Origin of the sequence: Vibrio quintilis, assembly GCF_024529975.1 — a bacterium.
GTDB classification, from domain to species: Bacteria; Pseudomonadota; Gammaproteobacteria; order Enterobacterales; family Vibrionaceae; genus Vibrio; species Vibrio quintilis.
On record NZ_AP024898.1, the window covers coordinates 1,410,876 to 1,434,134 of the forward strand.

Annotated in this window: 25 protein-coding genes; 11 read left to right on the plus strand and 14 right to left on the minus strand. The window is 46.5% G+C overall.

Annotated elements, in window-relative coordinates; translation table 11 throughout:
* The first annotated feature begins 95 nt into the window (after positions 1-95).
* The gene (locus OC443_RS24850; protein WP_073586130.1) at positions 96-830 is read left to right on the plus strand and encodes an alkaline phosphatase family protein; all 735 of its coding nucleotides are present in this window, start codon (positions 96-98) and stop codon (positions 828-830) included.
* 15 nt (positions 831-845) lie between these two features.
* Here the strand turns inward: OC443_RS24850 and OC443_RS24855 are convergent, their stop codons facing one another.
* Positions 846-2,084, minus strand: a complete 1,239-nt coding sequence (locus OC443_RS24855) for an IS4 family transposase (RefSeq protein WP_143169471.1) — start codon at positions 2,082-2,084, stop codon at positions 846-848.
* 448 nt (positions 2,085-2,532) lie between these two features.
* On the opposite strand from OC443_RS24855, the gene OC443_RS24860 reads away from it, so the two are divergent.
* The 6 genes from OC443_RS24860 (at position 2,533) to OC443_RS24885 (ending at position 11,174) form a co-directional block, all read left to right on the plus strand.
* The gene (locus tag OC443_RS24860; RefSeq protein ID WP_073586662.1) at positions 2,533-4,599 is read left to right on the plus strand and encodes an ABC transporter substrate-binding protein; all 2,067 of its coding nucleotides are present in this window, start codon (positions 2,533-2,535) and stop codon (positions 4,597-4,599) included.
* An 85-nt stretch (positions 4,600-4,684) separates the two neighbouring features.
* A complete protein-coding gene (locus tag OC443_RS24865; RefSeq protein WP_083601851.1) occupies positions 4,685-5,866 on the plus strand; it encodes an ABC transporter permease in 1,182 nt (393 codons plus the stop codon).
* On the plus strand, positions 5,866-7,131 hold the full coding sequence (locus OC443_RS24870; protein ID WP_073586661.1) for an ABC transporter permease: 1,266 nt from the start codon (positions 5,866-5,868) through the stop codon (positions 7,129-7,131). The genes OC443_RS24865 and OC443_RS24870 overlap by 1 nt, the downstream gene beginning before the upstream one ends.
* Complete coding sequence (locus OC443_RS24875) at positions 7,128-8,948, plus strand: ATP-binding cassette domain-containing protein (RefSeq protein WP_073586660.1); 1,821 nt, start codon at positions 7,128-7,130, stop codon at positions 8,946-8,948. Before OC443_RS24870 ends, OC443_RS24875 begins: the two co-directional genes overlap by 4 nt.
* 3 nt (positions 8,949-8,951) lie before the next feature.
* On the plus strand, positions 8,952-9,884 hold the full coding sequence (locus tag OC443_RS24880; RefSeq protein WP_073586659.1) for a LysR family transcriptional regulator: 933 nt from the start codon (positions 8,952-8,954) through the stop codon (positions 9,882-9,884).
* Positions 9,885-10,214: 330 nt separating this feature from the next.
* Positions 10,215-11,174, plus strand: coding sequence for a transposase (locus OC443_RS24885; RefSeq protein WP_073586664.1), 960 nt, complete (start codon positions 10,215-10,217; stop codon positions 11,172-11,174).
* Between the two features lie 200 nt (positions 11,175-11,374).
* On the opposite strand, the gene OC443_RS24890 is transcribed toward OC443_RS24885, so the two are convergent.
* Both OC443_RS24890 and OC443_RS24895 read right to left on the minus strand, forming a co-directional pair.
* Positions 11,375-12,250, minus strand: a complete 876-nt coding sequence (locus OC443_RS24890) for a DMT family transporter (RefSeq protein ID WP_073586658.1) — start codon at positions 12,248-12,250, stop codon at positions 11,375-11,377.
* Between the two features lie 318 nt (positions 12,251-12,568).
* Entirely contained in the window at positions 12,569-12,862 is a 294-nt protein-coding gene (locus OC443_RS24895; RefSeq protein ID WP_073586657.1) for a hypothetical protein, read from the minus strand.
* A gap of 783 nt (positions 12,863-13,645) precedes the next feature.
* Here OC443_RS24895 and OC443_RS24900 point away from each other — a divergent pair.
* On the plus strand, positions 13,646-13,894 hold the full coding sequence (locus OC443_RS24900) for a hypothetical protein (RefSeq protein ID WP_073586646.1): 249 nt from the start codon (positions 13,646-13,648) through the stop codon (positions 13,892-13,894).
* Positions 13,895-14,150: 256 nt separating this feature from the next.
* Here OC443_RS24900 and OC443_RS24905 read toward each other — a convergent pair whose 3' ends face one another.
* From OC443_RS24905 to OC443_RS24920, 4 genes are all read right to left on the minus strand, one after another.
* Entirely contained in the window at positions 14,151-14,480 is a 330-nt protein-coding gene (locus tag OC443_RS24905) for a hypothetical protein (protein ID WP_073586656.1), read from the minus strand.
* Positions 14,481-14,715: 235 nt separating this feature from the next.
* Positions 14,716-15,540, minus strand: a complete 825-nt coding sequence (locus OC443_RS24910; protein ID WP_073586655.1) for an RHS repeat domain-containing protein — start codon at positions 15,538-15,540, stop codon at positions 14,716-14,718.
* Between the two features lie 38 nt (positions 15,541-15,578).
* Positions 15,579-15,833, minus strand: a complete 255-nt coding sequence (locus tag OC443_RS24915; RefSeq protein ID WP_073586654.1) for an antitoxin Xre/MbcA/ParS toxin-binding domain-containing protein — start codon at positions 15,831-15,833, stop codon at positions 15,579-15,581.
* Between the two features lie 338 nt (positions 15,834-16,171).
* Complete coding sequence (locus tag OC443_RS24920; protein WP_073586653.1) at positions 16,172-16,465, minus strand: hypothetical protein; 294 nt, start codon at positions 16,463-16,465, stop codon at positions 16,172-16,174.
* Positions 16,466-16,684: 219 nt separating this feature from the next.
* Here OC443_RS24920 and OC443_RS24925 point away from each other — a divergent pair, with 219 nt between their 5' ends.
* Entirely contained in the window at positions 16,685-16,852 is a 168-nt protein-coding gene (locus tag OC443_RS24925) for a SymE family type I addiction module toxin (protein WP_073586652.1), read from the plus strand.
* 121 nt (positions 16,853-16,973) lie between these two features.
* On the opposite strand, the gene OC443_RS24930 is transcribed toward OC443_RS24925, so the two are convergent.
* The 4 genes from OC443_RS24930 to OC443_RS24945 all read right to left on the minus strand — a co-directional run bounded on the left by OC443_RS24930 (position 16,974) and on the right by OC443_RS24945 (position 18,831).
* Positions 16,974-17,375 (minus strand): hypothetical protein, encoded by a 402-nt coding sequence (locus OC443_RS24930; protein WP_073586651.1) that lies wholly within the window; start codon positions 17,373-17,375, stop codon positions 16,974-16,976.
* Between the two features lie 82 nt (positions 17,376-17,457).
* The gene (locus OC443_RS24935) at positions 17,458-17,943 is read right to left on the minus strand and encodes an SMI1/KNR4 family protein (RefSeq protein ID WP_073586650.1); all 486 of its coding nucleotides are present in this window, start codon (positions 17,941-17,943) and stop codon (positions 17,458-17,460) included.
* Between the two features lie 79 nt (positions 17,944-18,022).
* Positions 18,023-18,568 (minus strand): hypothetical protein, encoded by a 546-nt coding sequence (locus OC443_RS24940; protein ID WP_143169478.1) that lies wholly within the window; start codon positions 18,566-18,568, stop codon positions 18,023-18,025.
* Between the two features lie 8 nt (positions 18,569-18,576).
* Positions 18,577-18,831 carry an AHH domain-containing protein gene (locus tag OC443_RS24945; protein ID WP_234976485.1) on the minus strand — a complete coding sequence of 85 codons (255 nt, stop codon included), beginning with the start codon at positions 18,829-18,831 and terminating at the stop codon, positions 18,577-18,579.
* Here OC443_RS24945 and OC443_RS24950 point away from each other — a divergent pair.
* Positions 18,820-19,050, plus strand: a complete 231-nt coding sequence (locus OC443_RS24950) for a SymE family type I addiction module toxin (RefSeq protein ID WP_083601846.1) — start codon at positions 18,820-18,822, stop codon at positions 19,048-19,050. The two genes, OC443_RS24945 and OC443_RS24950, sit on opposite strands and share 12 nt — an antisense overlap.
* 94 nt (positions 19,051-19,144) lie before the next feature.
* Here OC443_RS24950 and OC443_RS24955 read toward each other — a convergent pair whose 3' ends face one another.
* Complete coding sequence (locus tag OC443_RS24955) at positions 19,145-19,612, minus strand: hypothetical protein (protein WP_073586648.1); 468 nt, start codon at positions 19,610-19,612, stop codon at positions 19,145-19,147.
* 3 nt (positions 19,613-19,615) lie between these two features.
* Positions 19,616-22,420: an RHS repeat-associated core domain-containing protein gene (locus OC443_RS24960; protein ID WP_262021770.1), complete on the minus strand. Its 2,805-nt coding sequence runs from the start codon at positions 22,418-22,420 to the stop codon at positions 19,616-19,618.
* Between the two features lie 145 nt (positions 22,421-22,565).
* Between OC443_RS24960 and OC443_RS24965 the strand changes: the two genes are divergently transcribed.
* On the plus strand, positions 22,566-22,835 hold the full coding sequence (locus OC443_RS24965; protein ID WP_083601866.1) for a SymE family type I addiction module toxin: 270 nt from the start codon (positions 22,566-22,568) through the stop codon (positions 22,833-22,835).
* A 44-nt stretch (positions 22,836-22,879) separates the two neighbouring features.
* Here OC443_RS24965 and OC443_RS24970 read toward each other — a convergent pair whose 3' ends face one another.
* The gene (locus OC443_RS24970) at positions 22,880-23,257 is read right to left on the minus strand and encodes a hypothetical protein (protein ID WP_073586701.1); all 378 of its coding nucleotides are present in this window, start codon (positions 23,255-23,257) and stop codon (positions 22,880-22,882) included.
* Positions 23,258-23,259: the final 2 nt, after the last annotated feature.

The window sequence follows — 23,259 nt, forward strand, 5'->3', positions numbered from 1 at the left end:
TAACAGTTTTTAGATTGTTCGCAAAATAGTCACATTATCACTCTAATTTATTAACGCATCTATCAGAAATAACACAATGAGAAGGCTGTACAACAGTGAAGGTCAAACAAAATAATCAGGTGATTTTAGTTATTATTGACGGGCTGGCCTATGACACAGCCACAGACTGTATGGGTTACCTGCAAAGCCTGGTTGAACAACGGCAGGCAACACTCTATCAGCTGCAATCGGAGCTGCCTTCTCTCTCCCGGCCTTTATATGAAACAATTCTGACCGGAACGTCCCCACTGGAACACGGTGTTCTTCATAACCAAATCGTCCGCCGCTCAACCGAAGAAAGCGTGTTCAGTCTGGCCCGTCAGGCCGGGCTGACAACCGCAGCAGCGGCTTATCACTGGTTCAGCGAGTTGTATAACACCGCACCATTCATCCCGGAGCGGGATCGCCTGACAAACAACCCGTCACTTCTGATCCAGCACGGCTTGTTTTATCACGAAGATCATTATCCGGACAGTCACCTGTTTTGTGACGCAGAGATCCTGCGACAAACCTACCAGCCCGATTTTTTACTGGTTCACCCAATGAATACCGATGATGCCGGGCATAAAGCCGGATACGACTCCGGACTCTACCGCAATACTGTCCGCCGGGCAGACGTGGGCTTATCCGGATATCTCCACCGCTGGCGGGCTGAAGGCTACCAGATTCTGGTGACGTCCGATCACGGCATGAATAACGATCACTCCCACGGCGGCACATTAGCAATGGAGCGCCTTGTCCCGCTGTATGTGATCGGAGACGGCTGGAGCCACAACGACGACTGTCGCTGAGGGATCCCCACAAAATTATTCTCTAATCACCTGAGACTCAGTGACTTTTTCTCGTAATATGAGGATGGCTAAATGCCAGTCATCGAGAGAGAGATCTGCGTTGCCATGACGATAAAAATGAAGACCTAATGTCACATGACTAAGCACTCTCCGATCTTTGACTGTGTTGGCTTGATAGTGTCTATGAAGCCCTTGTTCTTCCATCATAATACCAAATAATATCAGTATGTTATGCGCTAGTGTTCCAATCAAAACGATCACACTCAGACGCGAGTGACTCTTTGTTCGGTGCTGTTCCATCCCCATACCAAACTGACTGGATTTATGGTCTCTGAACGCTTCTTCTATCTGCATTCTCTGATGGTAAATTTGAACAATCTGAGCGGGTGACTTTTTTGATAAATTTAATGAGGCTGCAAGGAGCCACGGCTCCCTGGCCCGACGGGCATTCTTCTTACTGTAGTTTGACTGCTTTCTTTTTCCACCAGCGGTTTTGGCGATCCGGCCTTTGGGTCGTTCTTTATATAAAACCAGCTGAAGCGGATAAGGGGATGTTCCTCCCATGAACCAGTTTTTCAGCCCACGAGCGGATGAGGTTGCACAAGGATACAGGGTTTTACAAAGCTGCATCGTCTTGCCATCCGGACTCAGGCAAATCCGTCCACGAATACGACCGACAAAGTCCCATCCTAAAGCCTGAACGCTCTTGAACCACGGACGTTTGAAGCCGGCATCAGTTACAATGATGGGGCAAGTATTTTTGGGCAAAAGGAGCTTGAGCGTTTTCAGAAAAAGGTCATGAGTCGCTGGTTTCTCTTTCGTCTCCAGTGGATGAACTTCTTCATAGAGTGTGAGTGCCCGTCCCTGAAAAGAGATGGACGCCCGGATAAGGAAAAGGGTTTTACTCAGGTTTAAGTCAGACCAGTCAACATGGATGGTTGGTCGTGAATTTTTGGAAACAATGAGTGTGCAAATTCGCTGATAAATCAAGGGGATTTGAGCCCAAAGGTGTGGATTGGAACAGAGTCGGTCAGCCCGTTTAATATTATGTTTTTGATGGGCTTTTGACTGAATCCCCCGCCCCATAGAAGTCACGGTCAAGGCGTTCCCAGACATGGCACTTTGTACGCAGGCAGTGAGTGATTGAGTACGGGTTTGATGCCCCCCTTGAGAGACAGAAGTAACAAATTGAGATATGATTTGGTCGACATTCATGGCTGTGGTCTGGTTTGTTGTGGTGACAATTAAGATCACAAAAAGCCATGAATGTTCCTGCCAACCTGATTTATTTGAACATTTTTTTAAAATTTGTGGGGATACCTCAGCGACTGTCGCCCAAAGCAAACCGATCTTTGCGGCCTGATATGCGCGTTACTGAATCTCGGGCCACACGGAAAACCTTATTCACAGGACATGTTGCAGCATCATGAGTCCTCCTGACCCGCCCGCCCATGCGAACACGTAATAAGCACATAATAGGGACAGTCGTTATTCGCAGGATATTTTAACCGGGACAGGCACTTAATCGTTAAACGTTATAAGCACACTCATCGTTACGATCGCATTTTTAATCAGGACAGTCGCTTTTATCGTCGCCGGATAATACGTCGTTAATCGGGACAGTCGTTGTTAGATCAGTTGTTAAATCGGTTTTTATCTGATTATTCACGGTCAACTCAAGCACGGTTCATAAGGAGCAACCATGTTGAAAAAACTATCGATCAGCACTCTGGCGCTGACAGCCACTCATGTGATGGCTGCCTGCCCGGTTGTCACCGGCGCAGGCGCCGGCGGACAATATCCGCATCTGTTTGAAAAATCAGAGTTTGAGTCCAGATATGAGTGCCGGATGAGTTTTCATCAAAATCCGGCAATTACGGCCCTGAATGCCCGCATTGCCGGAAATCCGCCACTAAAGCCGCTGGCACAACGTCTGCCACAGGAACCACAGGTGGTTGTTCCCTATCAGGAAACAGGTCGCTACGGCGGTGTGCTCCGGGGGATTTCCAAAGCTACCGAGGCCGGCACTTCAGATTTACTCTCCATCCGTCACGTCAATCTGGTCCGCTTTAATGACGATTTACAAACCATCGTCCCGGATGTCGCAAAATCATGGCACTGGAATCAGGACTATACCGTACTGACGATGCAGCTGCGCAAAGGCCACAGATGGTCTGACGGCAAGCCTTTTACGGCTCAGGATATCGTATTCTGGTACAACTATCTGATTCTCGATCCAAACATCACGCAAAAACCAAAAGATCGCTTTTTATCTGCCGGTAAGCCGATGAAGGTGGAAGCCCTGAATGATGAAACCATCCGTTTCACCCTGAATGCACCAAAACCCGGCCTGCTGACCAACTTTGCGCTGGACTACGCCCAGCCATTCCAGCCTAAACATCTGCTGGCTCAGTTTGATCCGAAACTGAACAAAGATGCTGACAGACTGGCTCAGTCTCTGGGCTTTAAAGATGGTTACACTCTGATGAAGTTTTATTATGGTCAGTCGGACTGGAAAGATATTCCTACCCCGCTGCTCAAAGATAAAGCGGCTGCCCAACGTCTGGCCAAAGCTGGTTACACCGCGATTCTGCCGACGCTGGAAGCCTATCTGGTGGTGGAAGATACACCGGACTACCGCCATCTGGTCGCCAATCCCTATTTCTTCCAGGTTGATACAGAAGGTCATCAGTTACCCTATATCAATGAAATTCATGAATCTTTTATCAGTGATGAAGATATCCAGACCACCAAAATCATTGCCGGTCAGGTGGATTACAAAACTCAGGCAATGAACCTGCCACAAACGCCGGTATTGCTGGAAAACCGGGCCAGGGGAAATTATCAGATGGCGCTGCGTCCGACCATCGGTATGACCACTTTCTCGTTTAACCTGACCGACACAGATCCGGATAAACGCGCGCTGTTTAACCAGGTCGCTTTCCGCCGTGCCATGTCGATTGCGATGAATCGCGGCCGCATCAATAAAATTGCCTACTTCGGTTTGGGTAAACCGATGCAGTACACCGCTTTTGATCCGGACACAGCGCCATTTGTTACTGAAGCGCAACAAACCGCATGGACTGAGTTTGATCCGGCACGGGCAAAAAAAATGCTCGACCAGATCGGTGTGACGGATCACAACGGTGACGGTATCCGCGACCTGCCAAACGGCAAACCGCTGGCACTGGAATTTAAGTATTCCACTCAGGGCGTGGCGACAAAAGTTGTAGAGCTGATCGCGGCCGACTGGAACCGAATCGGTGTCAAAACCACCCTGAAAGAAGTCACATCCGATGAATACCGCAACTCACAAACGGCGAATAATCTTGACCTGATGGTCTGGAAAATGGGCCGCCCGCTGGCTGCAATGAGCTCTAACACTCAAACATTATTGCCGCCATACGGCACCTTTTTTGACCTGCGGACCGGCATGCTGTGGGCACAATACCGGGACTCCAAAGGTCAGAGCGGTGTGAAGCCACCAGCAACAGTCGATGCAATGCAAAAACTGGCGGACAGGTTCGTCACTTTTACTCCGGGTTCTGCACAGTCAGACCAGACTGGCCGTCAGATAGCACAACGGGTGGTGGATGACCTGTTTATCATTGGCACCGTGAAAGCCGTAAAGCCCATTGTGTACCGCAACACGCTGGTAAACTTCAAAGTCCCGAAAACCTGGGCATCCGACTACTACTGGGCCTATCCGTATCTGCCGACACAGTGGTTCCTCGATCCGGGCCGTAAAGCTGCGCCGAAAACACAATAGCGCCCGCTTTACATGACTCAATGATGAAAAAACATCCCGCTTCACGGTTGCTCTGCGGAGCGGGATAAAAAGGCAACACTGCATCATGACATTTCTGCATCAAACCTGGCTGCTCTGGATTTTGCTGTCCCTTGGCGGCATCCTGTACGCGCTCAGTCGCAACAGCCACTATTTCAGCTATGTGCTGAACCGTTATCTGATGGCACTGGGAACGCTGGTGCTGGTCAGTGCGATTGTTTTCAGCCTGATGGAAACCCTGCCGGGTGACTGTGCTGAAAAATATATCGCCTACAAAAATACGCAGGGTGAGATGATCACTCAGGCCGACATCGACGCTGAACGCAGCCGGATGGGGCTGGATAAACCCATGTGGTATCGCTGGGGAAACTGGGTGACTCAACTGACACTCAAAGGCGATCTGGGATTTTCCTGCGCGAAACGCCAGCCGGTCAGTGTGGCACTCGGTGACCGTTTCTGGCTCAGTTTTGGTTTCTGCATCGCTGCTCTGCTATTGTCCTATCTGATTGCAGTCCCATTCGGGATTTTATCTGCATTCACCATCAATCAGGGCTGGCGGGATAGAGACCTCCGCCATACACCGCTGCAACGGGTGGTGAACAGTACCGGACTCAGCCTGCGCAAACTGCTCGATCTCGGGCTGCGGATCCTCTCGTATCTGGGGCTGGCGCTGCCAAACTTCCTGCTGGCTATCACAATTATTCTGCTGTTTGTCTTCGCCGGTAAACCCGCCCCAACCGGACTGTTTTCCGAACAATGGCAAACCGTCCCCTGGTTTTCTGCTGCCGGATTTTCCTTCGGCAAATTACAGGATTTTCTCCGTCATATCTGGCTGCCTGTGTTTGTCATTGGCTGGTCAGCTACCGCGCTACAGTTGCAAACCGTCCGGGCACTGGTGATCGATGAATCCAATAAACTCTATGTCGAAGCCGCCAGAGCCCGGGGTGTTCACGGCATCGCCCTGTGGGCCGGTTATCCGGTACGTCACTCAATCAGCCCGCTGTTCAACAGTGTTGGCTTCGACTTTCAGCGTATTTTCAATGATTTACCCATCGTTGCCATTGTCATCGGCCTGACCGACTCTGCGGCACTACTGATTGAAGCGCTGGCAAAAACCAATGACCAACAGATGGCCGCGGCTATCTTATTTTTGGTGGCGCTGGTGGTCATCACCATGAACCTGCTCACTGACATGATTCTCGCTGCACTCGATCCACGGGTACGGCGCAGCGTCCTGGAGTCTCACTAATGTTATCGATTCTCAAACGACGTAAGTCCAACCGGCAGATCAGCAAAGATGCTTACTACACCGCCGGACAATTCGCCCTGATCCGCAGCCGCTTCCGGCAAAAAACCAGCGGCATCATTGCCGGATGGATATTGATAACTATGATACTGGCCGGATTTTTCGCGCCGTTTTTCTCCCCCTGCGATCCCAGCATCAACGGTGCAGACACAAATTACCGCCGCGGCGCACCACAGGCTGTCCGGTTTTGGGATGAGAATGGTTTTTCATTCAGGCCATTTACTTATACCTATGTGAAACAGCAGCAGACTCTGGATTTGAGTGCACTTGCCGGTGATCTGTCCGCACTGGACCAGCTGACCAACAGCGCCGCACTGACATCATCCGGTCAGAACCAGTACACTGTGGATAAAAACCAGCGCCGCTATCTGACCTTTTTTGCCAAAGGCTGGACGTATACGCTGCTGAACCTTGAACCCATAGGTATTCCGTTCAAACTCACCTGGGATCGCCACTTTATCGGGACAGGCACTGTTGCAGGAGATCATGTTGCGGGGACAGGCACGCTGCATCTTGCTGGCACCGACGAAAGCGGGAAAGATGTGCTGAGCCGCACCCTGCATGCCATTTGGATTACTCTGTCAATTGCGGTAGTCGCACTGATCGTCAAGCTGTTCACTTCACTGGTCATTGGGGGTATCAGCGGTTATTTCGGCGGTAAAGTCGATGCGGTCCTGATGAGTTTCACCGAAGCGGTGAGAGTAATTCCGGCAATTCCGGTTTATCTGGCCTGTGCTGTTGCGCTCTCGGGTTTGGATCTGACACCGGTCCAGCGCTATTTTGCTATTGCTGTCATCATTGGTGCCCTTGATTTTGCGGCGCTCGGGCGCCGGTTGCGAACTTACATTCTGACGGAACGGAATCAGGACTATGTAACGGCAGCCCGCCTGTGCGGCAGCAGCCCGTGGCGCATCATCCGCAAGCACCTGATTCCGGGTTTTGCCAGTTATATTATCGTTGATACGATGATCAATTTCCCGTATGTCATTCTTGCCGAAACCAGTCTGAGCTTTCTCGGACTGGGCCTGACCGAACCCATCAACAGCCTGGGCGTGCTGTTGCAAAAAGCGCAGGACCCGGATATTCAGCAAAATATGCTATGGCAGTTTTTTCCTGTGGTGGTGTTTGTCGCCCTGATTCTGGCATTTGTGTTTGTCGGTGATGCACTCAGGGATGCCGCCGATCCTTATTCGGAGAAAAAATCATGAGCCGCTTAAATACACCATTACTTGATATCCGCGATTTGAGCGTGAATTTTCGCACCGATGAAGGCCTGGTCAATGCCGTCAGCGGTGTCAGCCTGCGCATTCAACCCGGTCAGGTGATGGGGCTGGTGGGCGAAAGTGGCTCCGGCAAATCCGTCACGGCAAAAACCATCATGCGACTCAATCCGGGCAACGCCATCATCGATCCGCAAAGCCATATTACTCTGCATCATCAACACATTACACATCACCAGCCCGCCCCGCATTACCAACAGGACAATATCAACGTACTGAAACTGCGTGGCAGCGCACTCAAATTAGTTCGTGGGGGTATGGTCTCGATGATTTTTCAGGAACCGATGGCCAGTTTCGCACCGGCAATCCGTATCAGTCAGCAAATCATTCAGACAATGCAAATCCATCTGGGTTACAGCCCTGAGCAAGCCAGAAAAAAAGGCATTGAGCTGTTTGAGCGGGTCGGAATTCCGGACCCGGCCAGGCGGTTTGAACAGTATGTCTTTGAACTGTCAGGCGGGATGCGACAGCGGGCCATGATTGCGATGGCACTTTCAACAAATCCGCGTCTGCTGATTGCCGATGAACCGACGACAGCACTGGATGTAACCATTCAGGCACAAGTGCTGGAGCTGATGAATGAATTACGGGAACAACTCGGTATGGCCATGCTGTTCATCACTCACGATTTAGGCGTGATTTCGAAAATTGCCGATGATGTCACCGTGATGCAACAGGGTCAGATTGTCGAGGCCGGAAAAGCAGACCGGGTACTGTACACCCCGCAACACGCTTATACCCGGCGCTTAATCGATGCTTTACCACATCCGGAAAATCTGCCGGAACCCGACATCATATGCCCGGAACCACTGGTCCGGATCCGCGATCTGTCAGTGACTTACCCGCAGTCTGATACCCGGCGAAAGCAATCACAGTTTACCGCGGTCAATCAGGTGAGTCTGGATTTACCCGCCGGGCAAATCACCGGGCTGGTCGGTGAAAGCGGCTCGGGCAAAACCTCGCTCGGCAAAGCTTTACTGGCAGCTGCGCCGGTCAGCAGCGGTAAGATTGAATATTTATCCGCCGGGACAGCTCAACAACCTGCGGGTACGCCACTGCTGACTTTGTCTGGCGAAACCTTGTCTGCCAGAAAACTGTCTGCCAGCAATCTGTTTCGCAGGGCATCATCCAACCACAAGCCATTCAACCGGAAATCATTATCGAAAATCGCACAGCTGGTTTTTCAGGATCCCTACAGTTCACTCAATCCGGGCATGACGGTGCGGGATATTATTGCCGAACCTCTGGAAGCAATGAAGCTGACCCGTTCCCGGGAAGAGACTGACCAGCGGGTGATTGATATTGCACAGCGCTGTCATCTTGAAGTCAAACATCTGCGCCGCTTTCCTCACGCCTTTTCCGGCGGTCAGCGCCAGCGCATCAGCATAGCCCGGGCTTTAGTTGCCAGACCTCAGTTTCTGATCGCAGATGAGTCCGTTGCCGCACTGGATGTATCGATTCAGGCTGAAATTCTTACACTGTTGAAAACGCTCCGGGCTGAACTCGGTCTGACGATCCTGTTTATCTCCCATGACCTGAGCGTGATCGCGAATTTGTGTGATCAGGTGTGTGTGATGAAGCAGGGACAACTGATTGAACAGGGCCATGTGAAACAGATTTTTACCTGCCCACAACACAGTTACACCCGTCAGTTAATTGCCGCTATTCCATTGCTGGAAAAAACCGCAAAAATTGCGCATGATTTGCCCGGCAATGAGGCAATCATACCGCGAAAGGAGGCCTGAATAGTGCCGCTCCCACCTGTTGAAGAGACATCGTTGCCCGAAGGATCAGGCTTGCCGGATTATTCTCTGAAGGAGATTCGGGCATTTAATGCCACCGTGCAACACGGCAACTTTACCCGGGCAGCCGAAGCGTTGCAGGTCAGTCAGCCTGCGATTACGGCTCAAATCCACAAGCTGGAATCACGGTTTGAGTATCCGCTGCTGGAGCGTTTCAGCCGCGGCGTGCGACTGACAGAATTCGGGCAACAGCTCTATAAAATCACCTGTCAGTTTCAGGATCTGGACAGTGCACTGGACCTGTTATGTCATCCGGACCGGGAACCGGGTGGCATGACTCTTCGTATTGCCAATGCTTCATCATTGATCTTTATGCCGGTGCTGGCCGGATTCAGCAGGGAGTACCCGTCGACCCGGCTGAAAATCAACTCAGCCACCACGACCGAATGTATTCAGCAGTTACTGGCACGGGAGGCTGATATCGGTCTGTTTCCGTTGCGTGAACCCAATCCTGCCCTGTCCCGTCTGACGTTTGCTTCACACCGGCTGATCGCATTACTGAAAAGCGATCATCCTCTGGCAGCATTACCGGAACTCAGCATCACAGACATCGTCAGAGAACCACTTATTTTTTACAAGCCGGGCGCCTGCACACAGCAGGTCATCGATACACTGCTGGACATCCATCAGATACAGGGCAGATCAAATATAATTGTCGATAGCCGGCTGGATGTGACTGAGGCAGTCCGGCACAATCTGGGCATCGGTTTTGCGCTGGCAAGAGATATCCGGCCGGAGCCGGAAATTGTCATGCGGCCAATCATGGAAGCAACCGAAGATGTCGATGAGCATATTGTATGGCTGAAGCACCGGAGCACCCTGCCGGGTCTGCGAACGTTTATTCAGTATGCGCTGGAGGTGAAGTGCCGGGAGTTGTGACTTCTTTAATGCGACTTTTTTAACGCGGACACACGCGAAAATTAATGCGGACACACGCGTTACAAATGTGAAACTAATGCGGAAAAAAAATGCGGACACACATGATTAAGGCACTATTTTACTAATATTGTGTGTCCCGATATTGCAATAATCTCATATTGCAATAACCGGGGAGCGCCTTACAGTAATCAGATCACATTAAACCAACTTTCCCATACAATGATTTTCAGTTCCGGATACCGAACAGGCCGCAACTTTACTGTCCCGGTATTTTTATTTCAGCTCATTTATAGCAAGCTCTTTCCATCCATCCATTTTATTTTGCTTCATATGACAACAGCACGCTCACAACTTATTTCTCACGATGTCACGCCTTATTATCACTGTGTTTCCCGCTGTGTACGGCGTTCTTTTCTGTGTGGAGAAGATGAAGTTACCGGTCGTTGTTATGAACACCGCCGGGAATGGCTGGAACAGCGAATTCTGAAACTGGCAGATATTTACTGTATCGATGTGTGTGCCTATGCAATCATGTCCAACCATTATCATTTAGTGGTTCATATTAACCGCCCGAAAGCCGAATCATTAAGCAGTCATGAAGTTATTGAGCGTTGGCAGAAAGAGCACAAACTGCCAAAGCTTATCGAGGGATACATCGGACAACAACTCACCAGCAAAGCAGAAATCAAATACAGTGAGCAAATCATTCAACAGTGGCGGGAACGTTTGTATTCCCTGAGCTGGATGATGAAGGAAATCAATGTTGAGATTGCACGACAAGCCAACCGGGAGGACGCCTGCACAGGCCATTTTTGGGAGTCCAGGTTCAAGTCTTACGCGCTACTGGATGAAGCAGCTTTGCTTACGGCGATGACTTATACTGACCTCAATCCGGTCCGGGCTGAAATTGCTGACACACCAGAAAACTCAGAATATACCTCACTGAAAAAGCGCCTGGATTCACTGGAAGAAAATCAGCCTACGCCGGGCGGCTTATATGCTTTTGTTGGTGACAAAGAACAAAATAAACCAGATGGCATCCCCTTTCGATTAATAGATTACATGGAATGGGTCGATTGGATTGGACGACAGATCCGTGAAAATAAACGGGGGCATATTGATAATCACCACCCTACAATTCTTGACCGGCTCTCATACAATCAAACCGAAGCCCTGAATCTCATCACCAACTTCGAACGAAAGCGACGGTTATGGATTGGCAGCCTCAGACACCTCACATTTGCAAAGCATCAACTAAATAAATCACGAATTGATGGCTTAATAGTTTAGTCCACTGATTTTCCATGCCCGAAAGATAACCATCAAGGCTTTCTCTTCGCACGAATTGATACAAATAATACCTTCGCCAGCCTGATTTTTGTGATGCCATCAAATGGTTCAGAACATATCGACAGAGATACATCATTTTAGCTTTAATCGCGTCTGTCCTCATTCGGTTCGCTCTTCTATACGGACAGACGCAATAAAGCCTAAGTCCACATCACCAAAACAGCAGCAGCCCCAACCAAAATTAACCCCAGGCCATCTTTAATCCGGACTTTCTGTTTCAGCCAGAATACAGAAATCAGCATGGTGAAAAAGATTTCTATCTGCCCCAGTGTTTTGACATAGGGCACAGCCTGTAAAGACATGGCACTGAACCAGCCCATCGATCCGATACAACTACTCACACTGGTCAGTATCGTGATTTTGGGTTTAGACCATAATACTTTCAGGGTTTGTGGATCCCGCAGTAACAGGTAGCAGATTAACAATACTGTTTGAAGACTGATGACCAACAGCAACACCCACGCAGCACAGTGAGGAAAGGGCAGCCCAAGCGACAAACTGGCCTCACGAATCCAGAGGGACGTTAACGCAAATGCACTGCCACTGCTCAGCCCCAGCACAATCGTTGGTACAGAGAGCTGACGGAAATTTCCCTGAGTACTCATCAGAAAAACACCAACCCCACCAATCAGCACACCAATCCAGCCCAGCAGGTTTAAATGCGTTCCGAACAGCAACATCCCCAGAACTGCAGCGACCAGTGCTTCGCTCTTTGCCAGCCCGGCACCGACCGCATAATTATTGTATTTAAACAGCTTCACCATCAACGCGGTGGCGACAATTTGCATGATGGCAGCACCCACTACAAAGCTGATGAAGACAGTATTAAATTCCGGAATATCAGCAGGATCGACCTGATAAAGTACCCATAAATACAGCGCAGCCAGCGGACTGGCCCACAAAAAACGGGCCAGAGTGACTCCGGCAGTTTTGACGTCTCCGGACAGGCGGCTTTGAAAGGCATTTCGCCAGGACTGCATAAAAGCTGCAAGCAAGGTAAATAAAATCCAGGTCATAAATGGTTTCCGGGAAAAGGGAGGACAGCCATAGTATAAAAGCGCCCGGTTATCATCAAGATAGAAATGAGTGCACGATAGCGATAAAAGCGACTGTCCCTGCTAACTAACTTCCTGCTAACTCTAAAATAAGCGGGAAATCGACCGACCTGTACATTCAATATTTCTGAGTGGTCGTTCCTTCTCCTCAATGATTCCTTAATCGGGAATGGTACTGAATCATTTATTGATGTCAGTGTGTATCATTTAAGATTGGTTGAAGAAACAAGCAACAGGAATCACCAACATCCGTTGCTTTATTTCATATGATGATTTGAATTATTCTGTTTTAGTCTCCGTTGCAGATGCTTCAGTCATTTCTTCAGGCTCTGTTGCCGTGTTTTCTGTTGCTTCATTTTCGGTTGCAACATGCTCACTTTCCATAGCTGCATCATCAGTGACTGCTGTTTCTGGTGATACAGTTTCCGGAGTAACCGTTTCAGACTCTGCGCTTTCTGAGACTGCATTTTCCGTCGTTGTTTCTGTCGTTGTGTCGTCGTTACATGCTGTTAAGCCAAAAGCAATCGCTGTTGTCAGCAACATCATCGCAACCGGATTTGATAATTTAGCCATACTTATTCTCCTGATTTTATGAACCACAGTGGGGTGAACTCACCCGCTCGATTTAATTGCGTTCATTGTAATTAAAGCGTGTTGAGTCATTTCAATGCTCAGGTCAGGAGTTAGTACTGGTTGTGTTAGAAATAAAGAGAGAAGACACATGTGATCGGACCCAGTACGAATGGACACTTTGTATCATGACTAAAATTTGGTCAACAGGACTACATTGGACGAAACGTTCGGCTAAGACAGTAGCTCTGAATGGGGCAAATTCAATTTACACGGCATCCCGCACATGCCACAACGCTAACTTCAACACACGATAAACAAAAGTAGCACAACAATCAGATAACCCAGGATTGTATAAAAAACCAGATGGATATTTGAACCTGGAAGCATGCTGTGTGTATTCAGAGATTAACCCTCAAAATTCACGGCTCAGATCACACTTTCTAATACTAAAACCATACTTTTCTGCCTTGAATGAAATACCCGGCCCAATTAATCTAATCCCGCACTGCAAAAAACAGTGTCGGGCGTAGGAACCCGTTTATCCCAAGGCACATAGGTTGCCAGCTTTTGCTGGTTTTTTCCTATGTGCTGCTTCGTTACACCTGAATTTAACTTGGCTGCACGCATAAAAGCAGACAAAATACGGAATCATGGTGGACTGAGCAAGGCAGCTTCGGCTGGCCGTAACCTTGGGAGCGGTATTCCTACCCTTGTTCAGTCCACCACCTCAAAGCGTAGGAACTTTGAATGGTGATCTTTCCTTTCATCCCAAGGAGGCACATCATGCCTAAATCAAACTATTTCCATCATGCCAAACTCACCCCGAAACAGGAAAAACGGCTTTTCAACCCTCAAGAACCACAAGTGAATGACACCGACTTGAATATTCACCACAAAGCCCGTGAATATCTGATGTTAATGCAGGCTGTTCTTTCCAGTCATCCCCAGATTGAATACCGGGATTTATGGCAGATTCAGGTGTTTATTCATAATTTGATCACGGATTCTGAGCGTGAGTATCTGGCTGAGTAAGCTTGGTATTCTGCTATGTATTCATAGTAACTTGTTAACTCATGCACGGCGGCTGCCATAGGTATCGACGAAAATTTTATTGCGCTCCTCCCGCAGGAGCAGGCACTGCGGGCGCAACTGACGCAGTTAAAAGCGGCGCTGGGGTGAGTTGAGTGAAAACAGCCGGGATGGTGATCCCGGCTGTTGGTTTTGGGGCTATATCGAACTTTCCATGTTCACTTCTGTGATAATAAGTCTTTTTCTACGATAAATAAGATCATCTCTTATCTTCATTAAATTTCTCGGGGAAGTCACCTTCAGAAGACCAATATTTAACACTTTCCATAGCTCTTTCCAGATCATCCATATCATCATCACCAAGCGTCAAATCAAATTTTTCCGATAACATTCTTCTGACATAAGCTAAACGCTTTGTAACCTGCCATTCATCAATGAATCGAGTAGTTTCAGCTTCATAGTTTTTTTTATCATGATCAACATAATAAGAGCCCATGTCGTGTAATGATACCAGTATTAACTCAATCTCCTTTAATACGTTAATTAAGTCTTCACCGGATATAGTTATGCTTTTATTATTTGGTACCATTAATTATTTCCTTCTGACAAATTTTGCATTTTTAAGTGGAAGATCACCTTTCACTGTTAATTCGGGTGTACCATAACGTGGATTTTTTACCCATTCCAATTGTGAATCAGGCACATCAGTTTCCACATAATCACGCCTTTTCCTCTTTTAATCTGATATTTATCTTCTGCTGCGACTTGACTCAGAGCTTTTTTGTTCGCTGGTTCAACATATACACGATTATTATCCTGAGCTTTTATGACTCCATCTTGCTCAATAGCTTTCGAACCTTTTCTGTTCGTATAATGTCGAACTCGGGTTGTTGGTTCATCACTTTCTTTATTTGGATGGTGACAATATAATGCAGCCTTTCCCGGCCGGAGTCATGGTCGGTGGTGATTTGTGCCAGCGGCCTGAACGTGTCGGGCTCATACAGATATTCGGTGCTGCTGAGCGCCGTGCCATCAGCGGTGATTTTACTCTGCTGCACCACGGTGTTGCCGTACCACAGGTAGTGTGTGGCGGTTTGTGTGCGCTTACATTCCTTGGCGATTCTGCGCCCGAACGGGTCATAGCGGTAACGTCTGCCATCCGGCAGTTCGATATGGGTCAGCCGGTCTTCATCGTTCCAGATAAACCGCGTAGTCTGTGGGCGAAAGCCGTCTTTGGCTTCGGTTTTTAATGTCACCCGGCCGCATTCGTCATAGACGTATTTAAACCGTCCGGTTTTCACCACCCGTCCGGCTTTATCGTAGTCACGCTGCTGGCGTTTCAGCCGCTCATCCGCCATCGACACCACATTACCCGAGTATTCACTGCCGGTGCCGGTTTGATTGAGGTTCAGCTCACTGTCATAGCCGAACAGCTGCACAAAGCTGGCTTTGGTTTCCCAGGTTTTACGCTGGCGCACCACGCTGATTTGCCCGTTCGGATTGAGGGTGAATTCGGTGTGACCGCGGCGTTTGTCTTCTATCCCGGTCAGCTGGTCGAGGGCATCATACTGAGGGGGGAGTTGAATAAAATAGCCGGTGGTTGATCCCGGCTGTTGGTTTTGTTTCGATCCTTTATGGATTGATAACATAGATGACAAAAAATGATGAACAATCTCAAAAGAAATTATTAATGGAATCTCATAAGCACTTCTTGCAATTTCACTTTCCCGCTTTCTGTACTTAAACATTCTCTGGGTGTAAGGCCATCTAAAGCATCAACCCTTCTATCTAACCAATTTTGAGAATCACTTCCAAGATGAAATTTTATAACTGCGGCGATTTTCTTATCACCAACGATTTTTTCTAATACTCGATGTTCTTCAGTATCATCAAATTCATCTAAAAAAAGGTCCGAATAATTCTCCCAATGTTCATTATTCATAATCGCTAATATCCTGAAAAATAAATTAAATTAAATTAAATTAAATTAAATTAAATTAAATTAAATTAAATTACTTTAGGATAGAGATAATATACCATTGTAACTATTTTCTTTTTCAAATCTTCCCAGAGCGTGACTTGTATCATGTCCATCGCCGGGGACTGTATTATGCTCATCCCGGACAGCCCGCAGGAGCAGACATTGTGGGAGCAACTGGCGCAGTTAAAAGCGGCGCTGGGGTGAGTAAAAACAGCCGGGATGGTAATCCCGGCTGTTGGTTTTGGGGTATTTTAAATAATAATAATCAAATATGATTGAATATTACTTATTTAATAACACTAATCTCCAGCAAATCTTGCAATAACAACTGTATCTTCTTGTAGTAATTTGATCACTTCTTTTAGCTCTGCTTGGCCCTTACTTAGTTTAGGACAAATAATATTCATTTCGTTAATTAATGCTATTAGCTCATCGCCTCTAAAGCTTGAATTAGTTTTATAAAAATCTCTTATTTTTTTCAGATTTTTCATAGACTTCCACTCAATGCTTTGATGAAAGATACCCACATGCAATGATTCATCGAAAGGATACCACTCCTCTGAAGAGTTAGTTCTTGTTATAACCATATCCATACTAATTCCCACCTAATAATACTCGAGATATATCTGATAATTCTTTGAAACTAGACTGAGGGAATACTGTAACCAAATTACCGTTACTCTCAGTGACAACGCGTGTTTTGTATAAAATTTCCCCATTTGGATCTATACCAACAGGATTTTTATATGTTTTTTCGTACAAGAATCGACCATTTTCTTCAACTATCCGATCCTGGTTTCTGAAAGTATCTCTTGCCGGATATTCATCTTAAAGGCAAGTGGCTGCGCGAGGCCGGGTTTGAGACCGGCACGACCGTCACCGTCAAGATCGCCGGGGACTGTATTATGCTTATCCCGGACAGCCCGCAGGAGCAGGCATTGCGGGCGCAACTGGCGCAGTTAAAAGCGGCGCTGGGGTGAGAGTGAAATAATGAATATGACTGAACTGCCTCTCATTGTTAAGCCAAACATGAAGATGCAGTTCAGATCTAGAGATCTTGTAAACCTAAACTTCCAAAGACATCCACATCACTTATCAACTCTAATGTAGTTTTTTATCTTCACAACAATCCGCCCCGAGCTTTTTCATCTTCCATATTTTTTTTGCTAGCTCAGCCTTTTTATCCATGAATAAAGAAGCAATTTTTAGTGCTTTTTCAGAACGATAGGTTTCAGGAGTAATCAAATACCAACCATCTTTTAAAGATTCTATTTTTATTAAATAACGTTTTTCTAGTCCTATACGGCCAGTTACCGAATCCATTTCTCTTGATGCCGAAATGATGGAAACGGAGACCACATCTCCGGGTTTTCTTCTGCTGCACATTATTGCTTCATTTCCATTTTTAGAAATTTTATGTTCAGCTAATTCACCCTGTTGAAAGTCAGACAAAATGTCCCAATGCCCATCTTCATCTGAAAAATATTCGTGCCATTCTTTCATGAATTTCTCTTAAAATCAGTAATAATACTCTCATAGTCAGCACTCGAACACTATTTAATATCATAAGTTTAACTTCATATCGTCATAATTTAACAATTTGAATATCTTTTTCTTCACCAATATTATTAAAAATAGCATCGAAAAACTCATCAAAAGTATCTGAGAATTTATAGATTTTTCCTTCTTCATCCACTTCAGCATAATCATAATTGTCATCATAATGAATATGAGTTCGATCCCAACAATAAACGCTTTCATCATTATTATCGCAGTTAATAACATAATAATTATTTGATGAGTTTGAACCTATTATTAATGGATTATCAAAATATTCAATTTCATCCCTAATATAATTTTCAGCTTCTATATCATAAGGCTCTTCATTTGTGCTTATCCCAAATAACATACTAAAATCAATTTCTTCACCATCAATTTTTGGAAATGGTAAAGAACAATATGAAGGTGGGCTTACAAATGCACCATTGTATTTTAACAGAAATGAAATACATCCCTTAGGAAGATTTAGATCATGCTTCTTCGAAAAGATTTCTATTTCTGATTTAGAGATACCTTTTGATAATTACAACACTATTTTCAATTCTCTTAATAAATCATTCTACATTATCAGAAACATTCGGTATATATTTCTATTTCATCAACGAAGGATTAAAAACAACTATCTTATTATCTTTATTTATACCACAAGGAATCATGCCAGATTTAAATATTTCAAATATTTTTTCAAATATAGAATCTTCGACGAAATCATTAATATATCTATTCAAACTAATCATACTTAGCATATATGAACACTCATCACTAATTTCATCTAAAAACTCTCTATATGATTCATCTTTAATAAGACCTTGCTTCTTTAACTTCAAATATTTCATCCTTTCTCTTATGCTATTTTTACTATTATTCCCTTTTATCAATCGAACTTCATTCGTTATCTCCTCTTGAAAAAATTTATAATTTTTATCAAGGATAATACTAGATACTAGATCTGAAAAAAAGTCAGACCATATACCATACCCATTTGGAACTTCCTGTTCAAATAAAAGCTGCAATGCTAAATGTTGATCATCTATAACTTCTATGTTTGTTATAATTTTTTTTGCTCCAGACATATATTTATCACAATCAATAAATAACGCCGGTTCTAAAATAAATTCTTTTTTATTGATATCCATAACACTCATCACCCAAAAAATTTAGTCCAAAGAGAATGTACTCTTTGTCGTCCGATCTTATTAACATCTTTACCAAATATTTTACTATTATACATATCTTTAGATCTTATTGGCAAACCGCTACTCATACCTGATTTAGCAGTACTTTGAACCTTATTAATATCATTCATAATAAGATCTTTTGATTGGTTTAGATCTATTTTATCTAATTGATCCCGAATAGCGTCTGTATATCCGTGGTGATTACCATAATGTCTAGACATACTACTAGTCATTTTATCTGTTCTTCTCAAGAAAATACCGTTATCGGCATGATCAATATTATTCATCTCAAGGGCAAGTGGCTGCGCGAGGCCGGGTTTGAGACCGGCACGCCCGTTACCGTCAATATCGCCGGGGATTGTATTGTGCTCATCCCGGACAGCCCGCAGGAGCAGGCATTGCGGGAACAACTGACGCAGTTAAAAGCGGCGCTGGGGTGAATTGAGTGAATAAAATAGCCGGGATATTGATCCCGGCTATTGGTTTTTGAAACTGTTTCGATCCTTTCTGAGACTATCAAATATTATAATTAGTTCAGTTATTTTCTAAAGAATCATAGATTAACATCATTTCTTCAATTTTTATATTTTCTATTTTATCCTCATCCAAAGAATAAAGATCATCATCGACAATAACCACAAAATTATAATCATTTACATATACTTCATCATCATCAAAAAACATATTTTCAACTTTATTTTTTAAAAGAGATAAACAATCACCCAATCCAACATCATTATATTTCCCTTTGTAGTTATTATATAAAACAATTCTAATTAGCTTTGATATCTTTATGTCTATCCACAAGTCAATACTATCGAGTATTTTATAAATAAAAATATCTGGATATATCGCAGTTATTTTTAAACTACCTTTATTAAAATAGGAATCATAGTCAACTATTTTTCCTATTACTTCAACAGCTGACTGTCCTAAATAGATATCACCAATTCCTTTATAAGGAACAATGTCATATTCAAGCATTTCATCTAATTTAGACATAGCCTATCCCTCATATATTTCGCCAGCTTCTTTTATAACATTTCCTGTGGTTCCATCAATAATTCTCCATTTTTTCTGAGCTCGCAGTTCTTCCTTTGGATATCGGTTAGGATCAATAACCTTAGTTTTTGGCTTATTCGGAGATGTAACTTTATAATAGAGCGGTTCATCATATACCTGATTTCGAGAATGGCGCCCACCACCATAATTGACTATCACTTCAGTTCTTCCACCTTTAGTTTCTTTGCTATACCGATAAGCGGTAGAATTACCTCCATACTCTCCGCCAACAAATCCATCTTTCTCCAAAGCTTCTGCAACTTCATTATGATCTTTTCCATACAGTGTAGCGGGATCATCCAAATCTATTTTATGACTTTCCTCACTCAACCCCAACGGATCAACCCAACCAACCGGATTATCCACATACCCCTGCGGCCTCAACCCACCCGCAAAACCAATGGGGTCCGGACTTAAATACTGCCCGCTATCAGCATCATAGTAACGGTTAAGATTATAGTAAAGTCCCGATTCTGTATCTTCAATCTGGCCCTGATAACGCAGGTCACAGGTGATGGCATCGTTGGCCACTTCTTCTAAGTAACCCCGGTTGACCTGGGTGCGCTGCTGCTGATATTTACCCCACAGATGCTGGTCGCCCTGCCACTGGATTTCTCCATCTGGTGTGCATAATTCCTGCGGCGTTCCGGCATGGTCAGTGACAATATAATGCAAGCGCTCGCGTCCGGAGTCATGGTCGGTGGTAATTTGTGCTAATGGCCTGAACGTATCCGGTTCATACAGATATTCGGTGCTTTGCAGCGCCGTGCCATCGGCGGTGATTTTACTCTGCTGCACCACCGTGTTGCCGTCCCACAGATAATGGGTTTGCTGCTGAGTTCTCTCGCATTCTTTGGCGATTCTGCGCCCGAACGGGTCATAGCGATAGCGGTAACGTCTGCCATCCGGCAGTTCGATATGTGTTAACCGGTCTTCATCATTCCAGATAAACCGCGTGGTTTGCGGGCGGAAGCCATCTTTGGCTTCGGTTTTTAATGTCACCCGGCCGCACTCGTCATAGACGTATTTAAACCGTCCGGTTTCCACCACCCGCCCGGCTTTATCGTAGTCACGCTGCTGGCGTTTCAGCCGCTCATCCGCCATCGACACCACATTACCCGAGTATTCACTGCCGGTGCCGGTTTGATTGAGGTTCAGCTCACTGTCATAACCGAACAGCTGCACAAAACTGGCTTTGGTTTCCCAGGTTTTACGCTGGCGCACCACGCTGATTTGCCCGTTCGGATTGAGGGTGAATTCGGTGTGACCGCGGCGTTTGTCTTCAATCCCGGTCAGCTGGTCAAGGGCATCATACTGATATTGCCGCAGCACAGTGCCGCGCCCGGCCTGTGCGTAACCGGCACCGAGGCTCTGGCGGGTTAACAGCCCGGTAGCACTCCAGTCATGGAACAGACCAAAACCGGCCTCACTGGTACGCGAAGATTCCTGACCGCTGGCATGATAAGCAAATTTCAGCGGGTCGTGCTCACCCATATGCAGCTGCATCAGCTGTTGCTGCTGCCACTGATACGCGCGCGCGGTTTGTGTGCCGTTCATCGCGGTGCGTCTTCCCGCCGCATCGTATTCATGGGTAACCGGCGTGCCGTTGAGGTTTTCACTCAGCAGTAGTCCTGCCGGGCTGTAAGCCATCTCCACCCAGGCATCGCCGTTTTCCGCATATTTCAGCCGGGCCGCTTCATCATATTCATACCAGCTTTTTCCGGTCGGATTGTCGTGGTGGTCAAAGCTCTGCGCTTCCAGTAAGCGCCCGCACGGGTCATAGGCATAGCGGTAGTGATGACCATCCGGCTTGATGCGTTTAACCATTCTGCCTGCCGGGTCATAGCTGAAGCTTTCTTTGCGCCCGTCATAATGGCGCTCGCTGGCAATCCGGCCCAGCGCATCGAACTCATACAGCCACTGGTCACCTTTACTGTTGGTCACCCCGGCAAATTCTCCTTCCGGGTTGTAGTGATAACGGGTCGTTGCACCCAGCGCATCGGTGACCGCTCTCAGCCTGTCAAACGCCCCATATTCAAACTTCCGGGTGTGGCCCAGCGCATCAGTCACTTCCGTCAGGTTGCCTTCAATATCGTAACTGAACCGGGCGGTGGTTCCGTCTTCGTAAATCACCTGCGATGGCTGACTGTGTTTGCCGTCGTAACACCAGCGACGCACCTGCCTGTTGTCACTTTCCCGTTTAATCAGCCGGTCCAGCGCATCATAATGGAACGTCATCCCGTAGCCGGTGGCCGGCTCAATCCGTGTCAGCTGGCCGCGTGCGTTGTACTGATAGCGCGTGGTGCTGCCATCCGGCCCCGTAGCCGATTCACGCAGCCCGCTGCGGGTATAGGTGTACTGCCATGACCGCCCGTCCGGGTCGGTAATTTTTGTCACATCGCCCTGGCAGTTGTGCTCATACAACCAGCTGGCACCGGCCGGATTCATATATCCTGTCAGCCAGCCGGTGTCGTTATAGGTATACGTGTGTACGGTGCCATCCGGTAAGGTGACCGAAGTGACATTGCCCCAGTCATCATGGGTATACGCGGTGGTTTCCCCGGCTGCGTTGGTTTCACTGACCAGCAAATCCCCCTGCCACTGCTGGGTGGTCTGATGGCCTTCATCATCAACAATCACCGACGGCAGGTTACGCGCATCAAGGTGATAAGCCGTCACCCCGCCAAAGGCGCTTTTATAGTAGTGGATATGATTGTCATCGTCATAACGCAGCTGGTCGACCCACAAATCATCCGCGTAAACGGCCCTCAGCGGGCAGCCAGCTGTCGCGGGGGTTGTGACTGTTACGGGAAATCAGGCGGGCATATAAATCATCAAGAAATGCATTCAGCAGCTGCGGTTAATACAGCTCGTCATATTGCGGCTGGGTCATGTGCAGCGGGAACGCCTCAAACGGCGTCAGTTCCGGTTCAGTATCCGCTGTGGATCTTCCGGAAAAACAACATCTGAAGAGAAACCCCACGGCGATACCAGCACCCCGGATATTCATCTCAAGGGCAAGTGGCTGCGCGAGGCCGGGTTTGAGACCGGCACACCCGTTACCGTCAATATCGCCGGGGATTGTATTGTGCTGCTCCCGGACAGCCCGCAGGAGCAGGCATTGCGCGAACAACTGGCACAGTTAAAAGCGGCGCTGGGGTGAGTTGAGTGAGTCAACAGCCGGGATGGTGATCCCGGCTATTTCAGTTAATCACTAAATTCAAAGCTCTCTTCTGCTAAGTTATGCTCTTTTCGGTACCCTTCTTCCCATTCAAAATAATCATCAGGTTCATCAGAACTAATACCTTTCAGCCAATATTGCTCTCCGTAAGCTATGAGCATTGCTAGATGGTATTCGGTCTCATGGCATCGAACTACAGCAGCCATATAACCATCAAGTGCATTATTTATTATAGGCGAGTTAGAAATTAGACTATTAACTTCATCTTCCGACTTACCTGCATATTTTATAAGTATTGCTTTGATTAGTTCAGTCCAAGTATAAAAATTAAATTTGATAGTCTCATTAATATTTTTATCGTTAACAAATAAAATACCATCAATAACTTTAGATTTATCTAGCATTA

Bases quoted from the DNA above. Each gene is read 5' to 3' on its own strand.
- OC443_RS24890 (WP_073586658.1), bottom strand. From the start codon at position 12,250: ATGACCTGGATTTTATTTACCTTGCTTGCAGCTTTTATGCAGTCCTGG.
- OC443_RS24905 (WP_073586656.1), bottom strand. From the start codon at position 14,480: ATGGTACCAAATAATAAAAGCATAACTATATCCGGTGAAGACTTAATT.
- OC443_RS24955 (WP_073586648.1), bottom strand. From the start codon at position 19,612: ATGTCTAAATTAGATGAAATGCTTGAATATGACATTGTTCCTTATAAA.
- OC443_RS24915 (WP_073586654.1), bottom strand. From the start codon at position 15,833: ATGAATAATGAACATTGGGAGAATTATTCGGACCTTTTTTTAGATGAA.
- OC443_RS24870 (WP_073586661.1), top strand. From the start codon at position 5,866: ATGTTATCGATTCTCAAACGACGTAAGTCCAACCGGCAGATCAGCAAA.
- OC443_RS24930 (WP_073586651.1), bottom strand. From the start codon at position 17,375: ATGAAAGAATGGCACGAATATTTTTCAGATGAAGATGGGCATTGGGAC.
- OC443_RS24940 (WP_143169478.1), bottom strand. From the start codon at position 18,568: ATGGATATCAATAAAAAAGAATTTATTTTAGAACCGGCGTTATTTATT.
- OC443_RS24885 (WP_073586664.1), top strand. From the start codon at position 10,215: ATGACAACAGCACGCTCACAACTTATTTCTCACGATGTCACGCCTTAT.
- OC443_RS24895 (WP_073586657.1), bottom strand. From the start codon at position 12,862: ATGGCTAAATTATCAAATCCGGTTGCGATGATGTTGCTGACAACAGCG.
- OC443_RS24875 (WP_073586660.1), top strand. From the start codon at position 7,128: ATGAGCCGCTTAAATACACCATTACTTGATATCCGCGATTTGAGCGTG.
- OC443_RS24970 (WP_073586701.1), bottom strand. From the start codon at position 23,257: ATGCTAGATAAATCTAAAGTTATTGATGGTATTTTATTTGTTAACGAT.
- OC443_RS24865 (WP_083601851.1), top strand. From the start codon at position 4,685: ATGACATTTCTGCATCAAACCTGGCTGCTCTGGATTTTGCTGTCCCTT.
- OC443_RS24910 (WP_073586655.1), bottom strand. From the start codon at position 15,540: ATGTTATCAATCCATAAAGGATCGAAACAAAACCAACAGCCGGGATCA.
- OC443_RS24945 (WP_234976485.1), bottom strand. From the start codon at position 18,831: ATGTCTAGACATTATGGTAATCACCACGGATATACAGACGCTATTCGG.
- OC443_RS24900 (WP_073586646.1), top strand. From the start codon at position 13,646: ATGCCTAAATCAAACTATTTCCATCATGCCAAACTCACCCCGAAACAG.
- OC443_RS24950 (WP_083601846.1), top strand. From the start codon at position 18,820: ATGTCTAGACATACTACTAGTCATTTTATCTGTTCTTCTCAAGAAAAT.
- OC443_RS24860 (WP_073586662.1), top strand. From the start codon at position 2,533: ATGTTGAAAAAACTATCGATCAGCACTCTGGCGCTGACAGCCACTCAT.
- OC443_RS24920 (WP_073586653.1), bottom strand. From the start codon at position 16,465: ATGGATATGGTTATAACAAGAACTAACTCTTCAGAGGAGTGGTATCCT.